The sequence below is a fragment of the uncultured Algibacter sp. genome, assembly GCF_947495675.1.
In the GTDB taxonomy this organism is placed as follows: Bacteria; Bacteroidota; Bacteroidia; order Flavobacteriales; family Flavobacteriaceae; genus Algibacter_B.
In genome coordinates this window covers 111670-129119 of the sequence record NZ_CANLZX010000006.1, presented here as the reverse complement: position 1 = coordinate 129119, position 17450 = coordinate 111670, and the positions used below count along the sequence as shown (strand labels likewise).

Here is a 17450-nt window from a genome sequence, read left to right as displayed (position 1 = left end):
GTCATCAAGAAAAGTTGTGAAACACTTTTCGTTATCTTTCCAATAATCAAATTAATTATTAGTAGAATTTAGCACCTTCCCCGAAAAGATCGGGAGGTTGCCAAGGCTTCAATGGGTCTATTCCCTCTACCTTTCTTGATAACACTAGTACGTTAATGAACTCGCGCACAAAAGTACTAACTATATTTTTGTTTTCCTTGTACTGAGCAGTCTTTTTTGACCTAGTTGACATTTATATATTAAACTTACAAGGTTTTTTGAAACCTTGCAGGATATCTGTTTATCAAAACCTATTCAAACAAAGTTGAAGATAAATATCTATCTCCTCTGTCGCAAATTATGGCTACAATAACACCTTCCTCAATTTGTTCAGCTATTGTTAAAGCACAAAACACAGAGCCGCCACTACTCATACCTGCGAAAACGCCCTCTTCTTTAGCTAAGTTAATTGTAGCTGTTTTTGCATTTTCTTCAGATACATCTATAACCTTATCTACTCTAGAACGGTCGAAAAATTTAGGCACATAATCTGGCGACCATTTACGAATACCAGGAATTCTGGCACCATCAGCGGGTTGTGCACCAACAATTGTGATATCAGGATTCTGCTCTTTTAAAAACTTAGATGTCCCCATGATTGTCCCTGTGGTTCCCATAGTAGACACAAAATGTGTTATTTTACCTTTAGTATCTCTCCAAATTTCTGGTCCTGTGGTTTTATAGTGTGCTTTCCAGTTATCATCATTTTCAAATTGATTTAAAAGCGTATAACCTTTTTCATCTCTAAGTTTGAATGCTAAATCTCTTGATCCTTCTATGCCAACATCAGCTGGTGTTAAAATTACTTCAGCGCCATAGGCACGCATGGTTTTAACACGTTCTTCGGTAGAATTTTCAGGCATGATTAATACCATATTCAATCCTAATAATTTTGAGATAAACGCTAAAGCAATTCCTGTATTACCACTTGTAGCTTCAACTAAAGTTCCACCTTTTTTAATATCACCTCTTTTTAAGGCTTCATTTATCATGTTAAAAGCTGGTCTGTCTTTTACACTTCCGCCAGGGTTATTACCTTCTAATTTTAAAAACAGTCTTACACCTTTTTTTGATATAAGATGTGTTGCTTCGACTAAAGGTGTGTTACCTATTTGACCAATTATACTATTTTTGAATTCCATTTTTTCTTGGTCTTATTTTAATTTCTGTTTGATAAGTTACTAACGAGTTTTCTGGAACAGATTGAGTAATCCAAACATTCGCTCCAATGATACTATTTGCCCCAATGACAATATCGCCACCTAAAATAGTAGCATTTGCATAAATACATACATTATCTTCTATTGTTGGGTGTCTTTTTGTTGATGCCAAATCTTTAGAAACTGAAATTCCTCCTAAAGTTACACCTTGATAAATTTTAACATGCTCTCCAATAATTGAAGTTTCTCCAATAACAATTCCTGTTCCGTGGTCTATGTAAAAAGATTTACCAATGGTTGCACCTGGGTGAATATCTACACCTGTTATTCCATGAATATATTCACTCATCATTCTAGGCAAAATATATACACCTAATTTGTAAAGTGCATGACTCAATCTATATATTGAAATAGCATAAAAGCCAGGATAAGCCATGTAAATCTCTGCTAAACTATGAGAAGCAGGGTCATTGCTTTCAAAAGCAATGGCATCTAAATCCAGTTTTTTTCTAATCTCAGGAAGTTCCATTTTAAACTTAGCCCAAATTTCTTCGCCATTTTCAATCTCTAATTTAGATACTATTTTAAGAAATGTTTTTTCTAAATAATCTCCATGAGCTTCTTCTTGTTCACAATCAAACAAGGAATAAAACAATCTTTTAGTAAATGTTTTTGCGGTGTCTTTAAGGCAAACGTTATAACTTTTCATCTTTTAAATATAGAATCCTGCAAGGTATTAAAAACCATGCAGGATTGTAAATTATATTTTAATTTTTGACCACGAAAAAAAATGGCCAATTTCACTAATTAATAGCTTGAACTACAGCTTTAGGAGCTTCTTTTCGAGATCCATCAAAACCATCAATACCACTAACTGTTGTATATTTTAAAACGTATTTTTTTCCTGGGTTTATTATTTGATAAGCCGCTTGACACATAATAGTAGCCTCATGGAACCCACAAAGAATCAGCTTTAATTTACCTGGATAAAAATTACCATCACCAATAGCAAATATTCCAGGAATATTTGTTTGATAATCTAATGCGTTATTCACTTTTACAGCATTTTTTTCAATCTCTAAGCCCCAATTAGCTATAGGTCCTAGTTTAGGGGACAATCCAAATAAAGGAATAAAATGATCTGTTTTTAAAATAAAAGCGTCTTCATCTTTTTTCTTAATCTCTATAGCTTCAACCTTACCATCTCCTATAATATCGGTAACCTCGGCAGGAGTAATTAAATTAATTTTACCTGCATTTTTAAGTTCTTGTACTTTCTCAACAGAATCTAAATGGCCTCTAAATTCGCTTCGTCTATGAATAAGTGTTACGCTTTTTGCTACGTCTGCTAAAAAGATACTCCAATCTAATGCAGAATCTCCTCCACCAGCTATTACAACATCTTTATCGCGATATACTTCTGGCTCTTTTATAATATACTCAACACCCTTATCTTCGTATTTAGCAAGATTTTCAAGTTGTGGTTTTCTAGGCTCAAAACTCCCTAAACCACTAGCAATAGCAACCACAGGCGCTTGATGCTGTGTACCCTTATTTGTAGTTACAATAAAAGTACCGTCTTCTTGTTTCTCAACCGTTTCTGCACGTTCTCCCAAAGTAAAACCTGGCTCGAACTGCTTGCCTTGTTCTAATAAATTTTTGGTTAAATCGCCAGCTAAAATTTCTGGAAAACCAGGGATGTCGTAAATAGGTTTTTTAGGATATAACTCCGAACATTGTCCACCTGGTTGTGGCAATGCATCAATTAAATGGCATTTTAATTTTAATAATCCAGCTTCGAATACTGTAAATAAACCTGTTGGCCCCGCGCCAATTATTATTATATCTGTTTTAATCATTACTAAGATTCTTTTTTTTCAATTAATCCTTTTGTGAATTCGTTTAGTTTTTCTACTTTTTCTTCGAAATCACCTTTTATTGTTTTTCTATATTCGTTTAAATTCTTTACTAAATCGTCTACATTTTCTGGAATGACATCCTCGAAAAACTGACGTAAACGTTTCGCTGTTGTTGGCGATTTTCCGTTGGTACTAATCGCTACTTTTACGTTTCCTTTGGTTACAATACCTCCCATATAAAAATCGCAATATGGCGGGTTATCGGCAACATTTACTAATTTAGCTTCTGCTCTACAATCTTTCCAAACTTGAATATTAACCTCAGGTTTATCTGTCGTTGCAACTACTATATGCTTGCCAATTAAATACTTTTTTTTATAAATATCATTAACTAATGTTACACAACCCTTTTTTGCTAGCTCTATTGTGCCTTCTCTAAACAAAGGCGATACTATGGTAACGTGAGCATCTGGACTAGATTTTAATAAGAACGTTAGTTTTTCTTCAGCGACGAATCCGCCTCCAACAATAAGAACGTTTAGACTTTTAGATTTCAAAAAAATAGGATATAAATTATTTCTTTCCATAATTTATTTCTGAATAACTTTTTTTGATATTGAATCTAACACAACACGCTCTTTAACTACATCTCCAATAATAATAATTGCAGGTGCTGCAAGTTCTTTTTCTTTGACAACTTGTTGTATATTTCGTATCGTTCCAATGCCTACGTTTTCATTATCTCTTGTTCCATTTTGAATAACAGCTACTGGCGTATTTCGCTTATTTTGAGCATAAAACACTTTTACAATATCGGCCAGTTTATGCATACCCATTAAAATAACTATAGTTGCAGTAGATTTTGCTGCCAACTCAACATCTATTGATAATGCATGGTCTTTTGTGGTAGCCGTTACTACCCAAAAACTTTCCGAAGACCCTCTTTTTGTCAAAGGTATTCCTTGATATGCAGGTACCGCTATCGCCGATGAAATACCCGGAACAACATAGGTCTCTAAACCAAATTCTTTTACATAATCAATCTCTTCTGCACCGCGACCAAAAACAAATGGATCACCTCCTTTTAATCGCACTACATGCCCTTTTTCTTTAGCCTTAGTAACAATTAACTCGTTAATTTGATCTTGTTGAAATGCATAACACCCCTTGCGTTTCCCTACAAAAATAAGTTCTGCATTATCCGAAGCATATTTTAGTAAAGATTCATTTATAAGTGCATCATACAAAATAACATCGGCAGATTCAATTACCTTAATTGCTTTAAGTGTAATTAAATCTTCATCACCTGGACCAGCACCTACAACGGTTAATTTTGGGGAGTTTATTTTCATTTATAATTTTAAAAATTTATACTTCTTGTTGCGCTGCTCTAAAAGCTCTTACTGCTGCTAAAAACTTATCTGAATTAGATATGTAATTTAAAGCAAATTCTTTAGATGGCGCATTTTTATTGATTTGGTAAATTAATTCAGAGAACGATGTTCCTAATTCAATATCTCCAGTTTCAACAAATATTTCATCGAATTGAGAAATAATTCCGGCATGTGTATTCGTCTTTTTATTTTCTGCTAATAATAAGGCTTTTGCAGAATTAACTAAAGATTGGTAAGCATAATAAATAGCCCCAGAATATACTTCGTTTTCAAAGGCTTCTTTGGCGTTATCAATTTTTTCTTCACTTTCAAAAAACAAAGTGGCAATTAAATCGATTACTACTCCAGCACATTCTCCAATTCCTATTTCTTTTACATACTTTTCTTCTTCACCCCAATCGATAAAATCTTCTTGAGTTAAGTTAGTAGCATCTTGTAAATCGTTTAAGAAATCATAAAAATATCTTTCTCCTTTTTCTTGGTAATATTCTACAAATGGTTTGCCGTTTGCATTAGCTTCAAAATCATTTAAAATTCTGCGTAAGGCTTCTGGTCCTCTTCTACTTGGTACTTTTACTACTTTATCTGCAAAAGTTGCATTACCATCACCTTGGTTACCACCACCTAATAATACTTGTAACGCTGGCGCTACTAGTTTATCTGGCGTACGAACCGTCATTCCTTGGAAACCAATATTAGCCATATTGTGTTGTCCGCAAGCATTCATACAACCACTAATTTTAATAACCAAATCTTGGTTTTTTAAATATTGTGGGTACTCTGCTTTAAGCATACGCTCTAACTCTACAGCAATACCTGTACTACTTGCTATACCTAAATTACAAGTATCTGTTCCAGGACACGCTGTAATATCTACGGCTTTATTATAACCAGCTTCAACAAAACCTAATTTTTCAAGCTCTTGATAGAAAAATGGCACTAAGTCTTCTTTTACAAAAGGAATAACAATATTTTGACGTAATGTTAAACGTACTTCGCCAGCAGCATATTTATCTACTAAATTAGCTAATAAACGCGCTTTATCTGTATAAAAATCACCTAATAACACTTTAACACCAATAGCTACATAACCTTCCTGCTTTTGAGGAATAAGGTTGGTAGACTTCCATAAATCGAAAGCTTCTTGATCTTTAATTTCGGCAGTAGGCGCTTCTACTGAAACTGGTTTTGAAGCTACATAAGCATCAGCATCAATAGCAACGCTTTTAAATTCGATAGCTTTTTGCTCTTCAGCAATTAATTCTTTAAAAGCATCTAAACCGATATCTTTTAACAAGAATTTCATACGCGCTTTAGCTCTACTTTTACGCTCACCGTAACGATCAAAAACTCTTAAAACACCTTCCATAATTGGAATGATTTTATCGGTTTCAATAAATTCGTATAACACATCGGCATGACGTGGTTGAGACCCTAAACCACCAGCAACTAAAACTTTAAAACCGCGAACGCCATTTTGAATTTTTGCTATATATCCTATATCGTGTAAATAAGACAACCCTGTATCTTCGTCTGTTGAAGAGAAAGACACTTTAAATTTACGTCCCATTTCTTGACAAATTGGGTTACGTAAAAAGAATTTATATAATGCATCAGCATATGGCGACACATCAAAAGGTTCGTTTACATCGATACCAGCAGTTTCAGAAGCTGTTACATTTCTTACTACATTTCCACAAGCCTCACGTACGGTAACCTCATCTTTTTCTAATTCGGCCCAAAGCTCGGGTGTTCTATTTAAATCCACATAATGAATTTGAATATCTTGACGGGTTGTAATATGTAAACGTCCACGAGAATACTCATCAGAAACCGCTGCAATTCTTCGTAATTGATTACTTTTTAACTTTCCGTATGGTACTTTAATACGTATCATTTGTACGCCTTCTTGGCGCTGACCGTAAACACCACGTGCTAAACGAAGACTTCTAAATTTTTCTTCGTCTATTTTACCATTATGAAAAAGCTCTATTTTTTTAGCTAATTCAATGATATCCTTTTGTACAATTGGATTTTCTATTTCTGTTTCAAAACTTTGCATGCTATACCTGACCTTTTCTTATTAGAAAAGAATTTTTTAATTTATAATTTTACTGAATAAATCCAGCTCCAACTGTATTATTAGATTGTGGATCGATTATAATAAAAGATCCATTTGTTCTGTGATTTTTGAACTGATCATAAAAAATTGGCTTATTTAATTTGAATGATACTGAAGCAATATCGTTTATATTTAATCCTGTTACATTCTTTTCAAAACCAGAATAATCTGGGTTAATTTTATGATTGATTCTATCAACCTTAGCCAATACTTTATTAACACCATGCTGAACAATATATTTCCCTCCAGGTGTTAATTGATTGCTATCCATCCAACAAACATTTGCTGTAAATTGCTTATCGATGGTTGGCAAATCGTTTTCTTTAACAATCATGTCGCCACGACTTACATTAATATCATTTTCTAATGTGATGGTTACTGATGAGCGTCTAGAAGCCGTTTCATACTTTTCATCATAGAAATAAATATCTTTAATTTTTGAACGTGTTTTTGATGGTAACACAATAATATCGTCGCCAACACTTAAATCGCCACCATAAACTTTCCCTGCATACCCTCTATAATCATGAAATTCTTCAGTTTTAGGACGAATAACATATTGCACAGGGAAACGCGGTGTACCAGAGTTAAATATATCTGCCTTATCCAGTTGCTCTAAATGCTCCAATAAAGCTTCACCTTTATACCAAGGCATTTTATCTGTTTTATTAACAACATTATCACCCTTTAAAGCACTTACAGGAATGAAAGTGATTTTTTGGTCCTGATAATCTCTTTTACTCATTAATTCTGTAAAATCGGCTTTAATTTTGTTGTAAACCTCTTCAGAATAATCAACCAAATCCATTTTGTTAATGGCAACGACAACGTCTTTAATTCTCAATAAATTATTAATAAAGAAGTGACGGTTTGTTTGCTCGATAACACCTTTTCTAGCATCAATTAAAACAATAGAAGCCTGAGATGTTGAAGCTCCTGTAACCATGTTACGTGTATATTCTACGTGACCTGGAGTATCTGCAATAATGTAACTTTTCTTTTTAGTTGAAAAATAAATATGTGCTACATCAATGGTGATTCCTTGTTCTCTTTCGGCCATTAAACCATCGGTAGCTAAAGAGAAATCTAAGTAATCGTATCCTAGTTGTTCACTTTTATCTTCAATGGCTTTTAACTTATCTGAGGTTAAAGATTTTGTATCATAAAGAATACGTCCTATTAACGTACTTTTTCCATCATCTACACTTCCTGCTGTTGCTATTTTTAATACTTCCATTTATATTATAATGTTGGCTAAAAGCCTAATTTGTATTCATTTTAAAAGATTTCCGCTTAAGCGGAACTAACAAAATTGATATTCTAGAAATACCCTTGTTGTTTACGTTTTTCCATGGCTCCTTCAGAACGCTTATCGTCAATTCTAGCACCACGTTCAGAAATTGTAGAATCTCTAATTTCTTCTACTACTTTAGAAATAGAAACTGCATCTGAATATACAGCTGCGGTACAGCTCATATCTCCTACCGTTCTAAAACGTACCATTTTCTCTATCACCTCTTCATTCTCATCTCTATAAACCACACCGTCTTCAGCAGACCAAATCATGCCATCTCTTAAAAAGACTTTACGTTTGTGTGCAAAATAAATTGAAGGAATCTCAATATTTTCTTTTTCTATATACGACCAAACATCTAATTCTGTCCAGTTTGAAATTGGAAACACACGTACATTTTGTCCGTGATCTATAGCACCATTTAACATATCAAATAATTCTGGACGTTGGTTCTTTTCATCCCATTGACCAAAATCATCACGTACAGAAAAAATACGTTCTTTAGCTCTTGCTTTTTCTTCATCACGACGTGCACCACCAATAGCAGCATCAAACTTAAATTCTTCTAAAGCATCAAGAAGCGTAGTTGTTTGTAGCATATTTCTACTAGCGTAACGACCAGATTCTTCTTTTACTTTACCTTCATCAATAGAATCTTGTACATTACGCACAATTAATTCTAAACCTAATTCCTTACATAAACGATCTCTAAATTCAATTGTCTCTGGGAAGTTATGCCCCGTATCAATATGTAATAAAGGAAATGGTACTTTTGCAGGATAAAATGCTTTAACAGCTAATCTTACTAAAGTTATTGAATCTTTTCCTCCAGAGAATAATAACACAGGTTTTTCAAACTGTGCCGCAACTTCTCTCATGATATAAATTGCTTCGTTTTCTAGTGAATTGATATGTGATGTATCTTTCTTCATAATATTATTTTTAAGCGTGTAAACCACACTCTCTATTTTCTAATGCTTTTGTTGGGTCGAAATATTTAAACTCGTTTGGTAAATTGTTTTCTTCTAAATAGGTGTCTAATTTTTCATCAGACCAAAAATAGAAAGGACTTACCTTTAAAACACCATCTTTACTTAAACTAAAAATACCAATACTGTTTCTAAATGCTGTTTGCCCTTGGCGTAAGTTTGTAAACCACACGTTAGGTTTATGCTCGTCCATAGCACGTTTAAAAGGTTCCAATTTTACCTGCTCTGTGAACAATGCGTGCTCTGGAGCATCTACACTTGGAATTCCCATAACCACATCTCTATGAGACGCTGTTTGTTTTGGCACATATAAAGACACATTTAAGTTTAAATCTTTTATAACTTGTTCGGCATGCTTATACGTTTGTGGTGTATTGTAACCCGTATCGCACCAAATTACAGGAATAGTAGCTTCTATTTTACTAACCGCATACAGTATAGCTGCCTCGTAAGGTCTAAAATTAGTTGTTACCACAGCTTTATTATTAAGCTCAAAAGCCTTCTGAATAATTTCAGTAGGCGTGGCTTTTTCAAAACTTTTATTTAATTCTTCTATTTGAGTTTCTGTAAACATAATCTCTTTATTTATTTTCCCCATTTTACAGCGTTCCAAATACGCTCATGGAAAAAGTATAATACCATTTTTGTTAAAAAATCGATTGAAGCAATAGATGCGGCAATTGATATTTCGCCTGTTAGAATGTATGATACAATTAAAGTATCTAAAGTCCCTATTACTCTCCAGCTTAAAGCTTTTGCTACACTTCGTATTGGTTTTTCACCAACACTATCATCTTTATAAGAGGACTTTTCTTTACTTTTTAATAACATTTGCGCTATCATTTTTCATTTTTTATATTAACCCTATCAATTTAGTAGGGATTACAAATGTAAAACATTTTATCTAACTAAAAAGAGATTTAATAACTTTTTAGAAAAATGGAATATTTTTAAGTTAAAACGTAGATTATTCTTTTAAAGATGAAGAAATTTTGAGAAATCTTTATTAATTAGTATTTGACAAATCGGCTAAAGTGGTGTTTCTGAAGACTTGAAGTGTATTATCTCGTACTTGAATCATAAGTTTATGAACACTACAAAGGTTTTCATCTGGGCAATCATCACACTTTTCATAATAGTTAAGACTCACACATGGCACCATAGCTATTGGACCTTCAAGTACACGCATGACATCTGTCATTTTAATTTCTGAAGGTTCGTTTCTCAAATAATAACCACCATGTTTTCCTTTTTTAGAACCTAAAATTCCTGACTTTCTTAAAGTTAAAAGAATGCCTTCTAAGAATTTCTGTGGTATTTGCTCACTCTTAGCTATTACAGCTACTTGTACTGGCTTATCACCTTGACTTCTTGCTATATAGGTAAGCGCTTTAAGTCCGTATTTTGTTTTTTTAGATAGCATTAGGCTAATATAAGCGTTTTAGTAACTAATATTAATTTGTTGTGTGTGATTTTTGTAAATCATAAAAAGTGACCTGTGCATAATCATCGGCATCGCCTGTATTGTTAAGATGGTATAAACCAGCTTTAAAATACATATATTGACCTCCTACATTAAATCCGCTATTTACCATATTAATTGTTTTAGAAACATTTTCTTTTCCTTCCCTAATAATATTAACGTTTAAGATATCTCCAACAACTTTAATAGTGTAACTAAACTTCTCATTAAGTGCTATTCCATCTGAAGGGTTTGAGGCACTATTGCTTCTAGACCCGATCATTTCGTGCCATTGTTCATCGCCATTACCATCTGTAGGTTCATGAGCAAAATAAATTGAGCCAAGTTCATTATTTTTTAATTTTCTATAATAAATACGAATTGGCTCATCGTTATTAGCATGTATTTGCCCTATAACAACTCTCCCAACATGACTGCTACTACCTGTAGTTGTAACATGATTTACTGATAGTGTTGCTTTCATTTCACCATCAAAACCTGCAGCTGCATTTTTATCTGCAGTTGGGGCTGTGCCAAAAACCCAATTATTTTTATTAACACCTTGCGTTTTAATACTAGTATTTGTACCTCTTAACATTTCACGTAGCTCAACTCTTGTATAACTTGTATTAATTGATGTTTTAAAGCCATTTACTGGGCATTTAAAAACCATTCCGCCATCATTGGCTGTATAAAAATATTTACTATTCTCATATTTATTATTAATCTCACTAACAGAAATTGTTGTAGCAGTACCATCTCCTTTATTTTCTGGTATACTTAAATTCCATGTAGATAAATCAAAGTTTTCTGAAGGTGATTTATTGGGGTCTAATTCTCCTGAAGTCTCATTGTTTTCTCCTTCTTGTTCTTCCTCCCCTTCTTCAACAATAATTTCTTGTTCTTGCTCTTCCTCTTTTACATTTGAATCGGAAGAACTGCAGCAAAATAAAAATGCAAAAATTGAAAGTGCAAAAATGGTTTTGTATAATTTCATAAGTCTTTATATTTTTTAGTCTTCCTAACTTAAAATTGCTGTTATAATTCTTTGAATAAAGTTAGTACTATCATTTTTTAGCAATAATAATGCCTAAGAGGCATACATACCTAAAATTACACATAGAATTCGATAAAAAACATATAAAACTAAACCTTAACAAATTAAAATAATGTAAGTAGCTTATAAACACATTAGCTATGTAATGCTTGCTCTAAATCCTGAATAATATCATCAACATGTTCTAAACCTACTGAAACTCTCACCATACCAGCTGTAATACCAGCTGCAGCTTTTACTTCAGGCTCAACTTTAGCATGTGTAGTACTTGCAGGATGTGTAACAATAGTTCTTGTATCTCCTAAATTAGCAGATAGCGAGCACATTTTAATAGCATCTAGAAAAGATCTCCCACCTATTAAGCCACCTTCTACTTCAAAGGCTACTATATTACCTCCTAAACGCATTTGTTTTTTTGCAATGTCATACTTGGGATGCGACTTTAAAAATGGATATTTAACCCATTTTACCTTTGGATGTGTTTCTAAGTAAGTTGCCAATTTCAAGGCATTTTCACAATGTTTATCTACTCTAACAGCCAAGGTTTCTAAAGATTTTGATAACACCCAAGCATTAAAGGGACTCATTGATGGCCCAGTCAATCTTGAGAACAGATAAATCTCTCGAATTAACTCCTTTTTACCCACAGTAACACCTCCTAATACACGTCCTTGACCGTCCATTAATTTGGTAGCCGAATGAATCACCAAATCTGCACCAAATTTTATAGGGTTCTGCAAATAAGGTGTTGCAAAACAATTATCTATAACTAATAATAAATTATGTTTTTTACATATAGCACTTAAATATTCTAAGTCTAACACATCAACACCAGGATTGGTTGGTGTTTCTGCATAAATAAATTTAGTATTTGGTTTAATTAAATTTTCTATAGTTTCAACTTCATTTATATTGAAATATGAACACTCAATATTCCATTTTGGAAAGTATTTAGTAAACAAACCATGCGTTGCTCCAAACACAGAACTGCAAGACACCACATGGTCGCCAGCATCTAATAACGTAGCGAATGTTGAAAATACCGCTGCCATTCCACTTGCAAAAGCAAAACCAGCTTCTGCACCTTCCATTAAACAAACTTTATCTACAAATTCGTTTACATTAGGATTACTATATCTACTATATAAATCGCGCTGCTTTTCTTCAGCGAAAGACGCTCTCATTTCTTCAGCATCATCAAAAATAAACCCCGATGTTAAATATAATGGAACCGAATGCTCTGAAAACTGAGTGGTATCAGATTGGGTTCTTATTGCTTCAGTTTCAAACTGTTTTTTATTCTCTTTCATTTTAACTTCTTTAGGTTTCAACTGAGTTCAACCTGACATTAATTTATGTGTTTCGACAGCCTTAAAATATCTCCAAAAACACCTCTTGCAGTAACTTCAGCACCTGCTCCAGCACCTTGTATAACAATAGGTTGTTCGCCGTACGACTCTGTAAATATTTCAAAAATAGCATCAGATCCTTTTACGTGACCTAAGGTACTATCTTCTGGAATAGATACTAATTTAACTTCTAGATTCCCTTTGTCTTTTGACAAATCACCTGATAAATCACCAACATACCTTAAAACATGACCTTCTTTTTGGTTATCTTTTATTTTTTGATATTGTTCGTCTAAAACATGTAATTGAGATAAAAAGTCTTCAACTGAAATATCTCTATACGCTTCTGGTATTAAATTCAATACTTCAACATCTTCAAATTCATTTTGCAAATCTAACTCTCTTGCAAGAATTAATAGCTTTCTAGCAACATCATTTCCTGAAAAATCTTCACGTGGATCTGGTTCTGTAAACCCTTTATCAACAGTTTCTTGAATAATTTCACTAAATGGTTTGTCTTGCACAGAAAAATTATTAAACAAATAACTTAATGTTCCTGAAAACACACCTCTAATTCTCGTAATATTTTCTCCCGATTCGTGTAATAGCTTAATAGTATCAATTAAAGGTAAGCCTGCACCAACTGTAGTTTCATACAAATATTGCTTATTATTCGCTTCTAATTGCACTCTTAATTCTTTATAAAAATCATGAGAAATTGTATTTGCAATTTTGTTGGACGATACTAAATCGAAACCAGCTTCAATTAATGGTATATAATTTTTATAAAATTCTGTACTTGCTGTATTATCAACTGCTATTAAATTCTCTAAATGATGATTATTAGCATAGGTAATAATATCCTCTATAGAACTTTCATATGAGCTATACTTTATGGCATCTTGCCAATTGGTATCTGCCCCATTTTTATTTAGAATAAGCTTTTTAGAATTTGCAATAGCAAAAACATTTAAATTAATGCCTTTACGTTTTTCAATATCCTTTTTAGATTTTAAAATCTGATTAATTAATGCTCCACCTACACCGCCATGACCAAAAACAGCTATGTTTATCTTTTTAGAAATACCAAAAACCTCTCCATGAATAACATTTACGGCTTTATGTAGTTGCGCTTTTTTAACTACTAAACTTACATTTTTTCCTGTAACAGTATTATTAAAAAGCAAAGGTGTTATTTGGTTTTTTATAAGTGCGTTAAATGGTTTATGGAAAGAACTAAGCTCTATTCCAATAATAGAAATAACAGCAACATCATCAACAACATCAATCTTATTAACGTCTTGCGAATAGAAATCACTTTCAAACTCGCGCTCTAACGCTATAACTGCTTGAGTAGCTTGATCTGCATCTATAATTAACCCAATACCACGTTCTGAAGAACCTTGAGATACGATACTTACACTAATGCCATATTTACTTAAAGCGCCAAATATTCTTGCATCTACACCTATTTTCCCAAGTAAGCCACGGCCCTCTAAATTCAGTAAGGCTACATTATCTAAAATTGATAAAGATGTTACTTCTTTTGTACTTGGTCTTGCTGTAATTAGCGTCCCTTCATCATCTGAATTAAAAGTATTTAAAATACGGAGGTTTATATTCTTTTCAACAAGAGGGATAATGGTTTTAGCATGTAACACTGAAGTACCAAAATTAGCCAACTCATTAGCCTCACTAAACGATAATTCTCTAATTTGTTTAGCATCTGGCACTAAACCTGGGTCTGCTGTATAAATACCACTTACATGCGTATAGTTTTGTAGCTCTTCGGCATCTAAAAAATTAGCTAGTAAAGCCGCTGTATAATTACTACCGTTTCTTCCTAAAGTGGTTGTTTCATTCTTTAAATTTGAAGCAATAAAACCAGTAACCACATTAACTACATCTTTATTTTTACTAAAATAATTTTGGGTGTTTTCTTTTGATATTTTTGACAATGGCTGAGCATTCCCAAAGGTTTCATCGGTTTTTATTAACTCGCGAGAATCGGTTGCTTTTGCTTTGATTCCCTGTTGATTTAACAAGTTGGCAATTAATTTTACAGATAATAATTCACCTTGTGCTAAAATATTATCTTTTGTTTTTGTACTATAATCTCGTAATAGGCTAACTCCTTCGAAAAGCTTATCTAGAACTGAAAATTCTTCAGAAAAATCTATGCTTTTTAAAGGCTCTTTTTGATAGTTTTTAAACGCTTCTAAATCTTCCTGAAAAGGCTCTCCTTTTAAAGCCTTGTTTAAAACAGCATCTAATTCATCTGTTGCAGAACCTCTTGCTGAAACCACTATACTTATACGTTCTCCTGCTTCAACTTTATTTTTAATTATTGAAAGCACCTTATTTAAACCTTTTCCGTTGGCTAAAGATTTACCTCCAAATTTTAATATTTTCATAGGTTTTCTTTTAGAATGTGGCACAAATATGCCTTCTATAATTTTCTCAAGTTGTTCATATTCCATTAAAAAAGCATCGTGCCCATGTACTGAATGAATTTCATTGTATGTTACATTAGGATGCGTTAACGCTAATTGCTTATGGGTCTCTCGGTTTTCTTCGGCTGTAAAAAACAAATCGGAATCTACACCAATTAAATGAATTTTTGCCTCTATGTTTTCAAGTACATTAAAGTTGCTCGACCTCCCTTTTGTAACATCGATTGACTTCAATAACTGATTCATTAATTTATATGCAGAAAGTTGAAAACGCTCTTGTAACTTCTTTCCATGATGCAACAACCAACTTTCTACATTAAAAATTTCTAAATCATCATTTTTTGAACGCTGAAAACGCTCTTTAAAAGATTCTGGTGTTCGATAGCATAACATAGCATGCATTCTTGCATCATGTACTGGATGTTTAGAATTTAACAAAAACTGTTCTTGAATTTGACAATTGGCAATTAACCAATCAGTCGATTTCCAATCTGTTGCTACAACCACCAAATGCTCTGTGAAGTCAGGTTGTAAAACAGCCATTTCCCAAGCAATTCCACCGCCTAACGAGCCACCAATTGTTGCAAATAATTTCCCTATTTTTAATTCTTTTAAACCTATTAAAAATAAGTTTGCAACATCTCTGGCAACAAAATCTTTATAATTATCGATAACAAATCCATCAAAACCATTACCAGGTATATTAAATGACAAAACGGTGTAAAGCTTTGTATCAATAACTTTATCTGCACCTACTAAATCTTTCCACCAACCATTTTCACCAGCAACATCACTATTTCCTGTTAAAGCATGATTTACCAAAACTATTGGAGCACTACCTAGTGGCTTTCCAAAAACTTGAAAGCTTAATTTAATTTTGGTATTAAGCGCACCACTTTCGGTAGCGAAATTGTTTATGGTGATATGTTGCAATGGATGTTTCAATTATATTGTTTTGAATGCTTCTAATAAATCTGCTTTTAAATCTTCGATATCTTCGATACCAACAGACAAACGAATTAAATCTGCTCCAACACCAGCTGATGCTTGCTCGGCCTCATCTAATTGTTGATGTGTTGTACTTGCTGGATGAATTATCAATGATTTTGTATCTCCAATATTAGCTAATAATGAAAATAACTTTGTGTTATCGGCTATTTTTTTAGCTGCTTCAAAACCACCTTTGTGACCAAAAGTTACAATACCACTTTGTCCTTTTGGTAAATATTTATCAGCTAACTTTTTATATTTACTACTTTCTAAACCAGGATAGTTTACCCAAGCAATTTCATCTTGCGCTTCTAACCATTTTGCTAATTCTAATGCGTTTGCACTATGTTGTTTTATTCTAACTGGTAGGGTCTCTAATCCTTGTATAATATTGAATGCATTTGTTGGACTCATAGCGCCACCAAAATCTCTTAATCCTTCAAGAATTAATTTGAATGTATAAGATGCTGCACCTAAAGCTTCATGATACACTAAACCATGATATCCTGCTGAAGGCTCAGTAAACTCTGGGAATTTCCCGTTTGCCCAATTAAAAGTTCCAGCATCAATTATGGCACCACCTAAAGAAGTACCTTGCCCGCCAATATATTTTGTTAAAGAATGAATTACAATATTTGCACCATGCTTAATAGGATTTAATAATGCTGGTGTTGCCACAGTATTATCAACTATAAAAGGCACTTCGGCAGCTTTTGAATGTGCTGCAATAGCTTCAAGATCTAAAACGTCTAGTTTTGGATTCCCTAAAGATTCCACAAAAAACGCTCTTGTATTATCTTGTACTGCTGCTGCAAAATTATCGGGATTTGAAGCATCTACAAATGTTGTTGTAATACCTAATCTTGGTAGTGTAACACTTAATAAATTGTATGTACCACCATATAAACTACTAGATGCTACGATATGATCTCCAGCCTTTAATAAAGTTAGTAAACCAGTAGCAATTGCTGCAGTTCCTGAGGCGAAAACTACGGCTCCTATACCGCCTTCTATAGCAGCTAAACGTTCTTGCAAAATTTGGTTTGTTGGATTATTTAAACGTGTATAAATAAACCCTAGCTCTTTTAATGAAAAGAGATTTGCTGCATGATCTGAATCGTTAAAAACATAAGAAGTTGTTTGATAAATTGGTACCGCTCTTGTTCCTGCGTTTGCTGTTACGTCGTGTCCTGCGTGTAATGCTTTAGTTGCTAATTTTTGATCGCTCATTTTTCTAGTTTTTTTATTATTAATTTATAAAAATTCAAAAATCCACTTAAAA

At 33.1% G+C, this 17450-nt stretch carries 15 protein-coding genes and 1 riboswitch; all 15 genes read right to left on the bottom strand.

Going from position 1 to position 17450, the window contains the following annotated elements:
- Positions 1 to 28: 28 nt before the first annotated feature.
- Positions 29 to 145, bottom strand: a riboswitch (SAM riboswitch).
- Between the two features lie 145 nt (positions 146 to 290).
- The 15 genes from cysM to Q0842_RS06330 all read right to left on the bottom strand — a co-directional run bounded on the left by cysM (position 291) and on the right by Q0842_RS06330 (position 17398).
- Positions 291 to 1181 (bottom strand): cysteine synthase CysM, encoded by an 891-nt coding sequence (cysM, locus tag Q0842_RS06400; RefSeq protein ID WP_298495687.1) that lies wholly within the window; start codon positions 1179 to 1181, stop codon positions 291 to 293.
- The gene (gene epsC, locus Q0842_RS06395) at positions 1165 to 1908 is read right to left on the bottom strand and encodes a serine O-acetyltransferase EpsC (RefSeq protein ID WP_298495684.1); all 744 of its coding nucleotides are present in this window, start codon (positions 1906 to 1908) and stop codon (positions 1165 to 1167) included. Before epsC ends, cysM begins: the two co-directional genes overlap by 17 nt.
- Positions 1909 to 2002: 94 nt before the next feature.
- A complete protein-coding gene (locus Q0842_RS06390) occupies positions 2003 to 3058 on the bottom strand; it encodes an NAD(P)/FAD-dependent oxidoreductase (protein WP_298495681.1) in 1056 nt (351 codons plus the stop codon).
- 2 nt (positions 3059 to 3060) lie between these two features.
- On the bottom strand, positions 3061 to 3645 hold the full coding sequence (locus tag Q0842_RS06385) for a bifunctional precorrin-2 dehydrogenase/sirohydrochlorin ferrochelatase (protein WP_298495677.1): 585 nt from the start codon (positions 3643 to 3645) through the stop codon (positions 3061 to 3063).
- Positions 3646 to 3648: 3 nt separating this feature from the next.
- Positions 3649 to 4410, bottom strand: a complete 762-nt coding sequence (gene cobA / locus Q0842_RS06380) for a uroporphyrinogen-III C-methyltransferase (RefSeq protein ID WP_298495676.1) — start codon at positions 4408 to 4410, stop codon at positions 3649 to 3651.
- Between the two features lie 16 nt (positions 4411 to 4426).
- Entirely contained in the window at positions 4427 to 6514 is a 2088-nt protein-coding gene (locus Q0842_RS06375; protein WP_298495675.1) for a HEPN domain-containing protein, read from the bottom strand.
- A gap of 49 nt (positions 6515 to 6563) precedes the next feature.
- The gene (locus Q0842_RS06370; RefSeq protein ID WP_298495673.1) at positions 6564 to 7811 is read right to left on the bottom strand and encodes a GTP-binding protein; all 1248 of its coding nucleotides are present in this window, start codon (positions 7809 to 7811) and stop codon (positions 6564 to 6566) included.
- 83 nt (positions 7812 to 7894) lie between these two features.
- Positions 7895 to 8800 (bottom strand): sulfate adenylyltransferase subunit CysD, encoded by a 906-nt coding sequence (gene cysD / locus Q0842_RS06365; protein ID WP_298495670.1) that lies wholly within the window; start codon positions 8798 to 8800, stop codon positions 7895 to 7897.
- A gap of 10 nt (positions 8801 to 8810) precedes the next feature.
- Positions 8811 to 9455, bottom strand: a complete 645-nt coding sequence (locus tag Q0842_RS06360; protein WP_298495668.1) for a phosphoadenosine phosphosulfate reductase family protein — start codon at positions 9453 to 9455, stop codon at positions 8811 to 8813.
- A complete protein-coding gene (locus Q0842_RS06355) occupies positions 9443 to 9700 on the bottom strand; it encodes a DUF2061 domain-containing protein (protein ID WP_298495665.1) in 258 nt (85 codons plus the stop codon). The genes Q0842_RS06360 and Q0842_RS06355 overlap by 13 nt, the downstream gene beginning before the upstream one ends.
- A gap of 163 nt (positions 9701 to 9863) precedes the next feature.
- Positions 9864 to 10280: an Rrf2 family transcriptional regulator gene (locus Q0842_RS06350; RefSeq protein WP_298495662.1), complete on the bottom strand. Its 417-nt coding sequence runs from the start codon at positions 10278 to 10280 to the stop codon at positions 9864 to 9866.
- Between the two features lie 31 nt (positions 10281 to 10311).
- The gene (locus Q0842_RS06345; RefSeq protein ID WP_298495657.1) at positions 10312 to 11316 is read right to left on the bottom strand and encodes a polysaccharide lyase family 7 protein; all 1005 of its coding nucleotides are present in this window, start codon (positions 11314 to 11316) and stop codon (positions 10312 to 10314) included.
- Positions 11317 to 11510: 194 nt separating this feature from the next.
- Entirely contained in the window at positions 11511 to 12686 is a 1176-nt protein-coding gene (locus Q0842_RS06340) for an aminotransferase class I/II-fold pyridoxal phosphate-dependent enzyme (RefSeq protein ID WP_298495654.1), read from the bottom strand.
- Positions 12687 to 12724: 38 nt separating this feature from the next.
- The gene (gene thrA / locus Q0842_RS06335; RefSeq protein WP_298495652.1) at positions 12725 to 16123 is read right to left on the bottom strand and encodes a bifunctional aspartate kinase/homoserine dehydrogenase I; all 3399 of its coding nucleotides are present in this window, start codon (positions 16121 to 16123) and stop codon (positions 12725 to 12727) included.
- Positions 16124 to 17398 (bottom strand): O-acetylhomoserine aminocarboxypropyltransferase/cysteine synthase family protein, encoded by a 1275-nt coding sequence (locus tag Q0842_RS06330; RefSeq protein WP_298495649.1) that lies wholly within the window; start codon positions 17396 to 17398, stop codon positions 16124 to 16126.
- Positions 17399 to 17450: the final 52 nt, after the last annotated feature.

Bases quoted from the DNA above. Each gene is read 5' to 3' on its own strand.
- Q0842_RS06345 (WP_298495657.1), bottom strand. From the start codon at position 11,316: ATGAAATTATACAAAACCATTTTTGCACTTTCAATTTTTGCATTTTTA.
- Q0842_RS06355 (WP_298495665.1), bottom strand. From the start codon at position 9,700: ATGATAGCGCAAATGTTATTAAAAAGTAAAGAAAAGTCCTCTTATAAA.
- cobA (WP_298495676.1), bottom strand. From the start codon at position 4,410: ATGAAAATAAACTCCCCAAAATTAACCGTTGTAGGTGCTGGTCCAGGT.
- Q0842_RS06385 (WP_298495677.1), bottom strand. From the start codon at position 3,645: ATGGAAAGAAATAATTTATATCCTATTTTTTTGAAATCTAAAAGTCTA.
- cysM (WP_298495687.1), bottom strand. From the start codon at position 1,181: ATGGAATTCAAAAATAGTATAATTGGTCAAATAGGTAACACACCTTTA.
- Q0842_RS06390 (WP_298495681.1), bottom strand. From the start codon at position 3,058: ATGATTAAAACAGATATAATAATAATTGGCGCGGGGCCAACAGGTTTA.
- epsC (WP_298495684.1), bottom strand. From the start codon at position 1,908: ATGAAAAGTTATAACGTTTGCCTTAAAGACACCGCAAAAACATTTACT.
- Q0842_RS06350 (WP_298495662.1), bottom strand. From the start codon at position 10,280: ATGCTATCTAAAAAAACAAAATACGGACTTAAAGCGCTTACCTATATA.
- cysD (WP_298495670.1), bottom strand. From the start codon at position 8,800: ATGAAGAAAGATACATCACATATCAATTCACTAGAAAACGAAGCAATT.
- Q0842_RS06340 (WP_298495654.1), bottom strand. From the start codon at position 12,686: ATGAAAGAGAATAAAAAACAGTTTGAAACTGAAGCAATAAGAACCCAA.
- Q0842_RS06330 (WP_298495649.1), bottom strand. From the start codon at position 17,398: ATGAGCGATCAAAAATTAGCAACTAAAGCATTACACGCAGGACACGAC.
- Q0842_RS06375 (WP_298495675.1), bottom strand. From the start codon at position 6,514: ATGCAAAGTTTTGAAACAGAAATAGAAAATCCAATTGTACAAAAGGAT.
- Q0842_RS06370 (WP_298495673.1), bottom strand. From the start codon at position 7,811: ATGGAAGTATTAAAAATAGCAACAGCAGGAAGTGTAGATGATGGAAAA.
- Q0842_RS06360 (WP_298495668.1), bottom strand. From the start codon at position 9,455: ATGGGGAAAATAAATAAAGAGATTATGTTTACAGAAACTCAAATAGAA.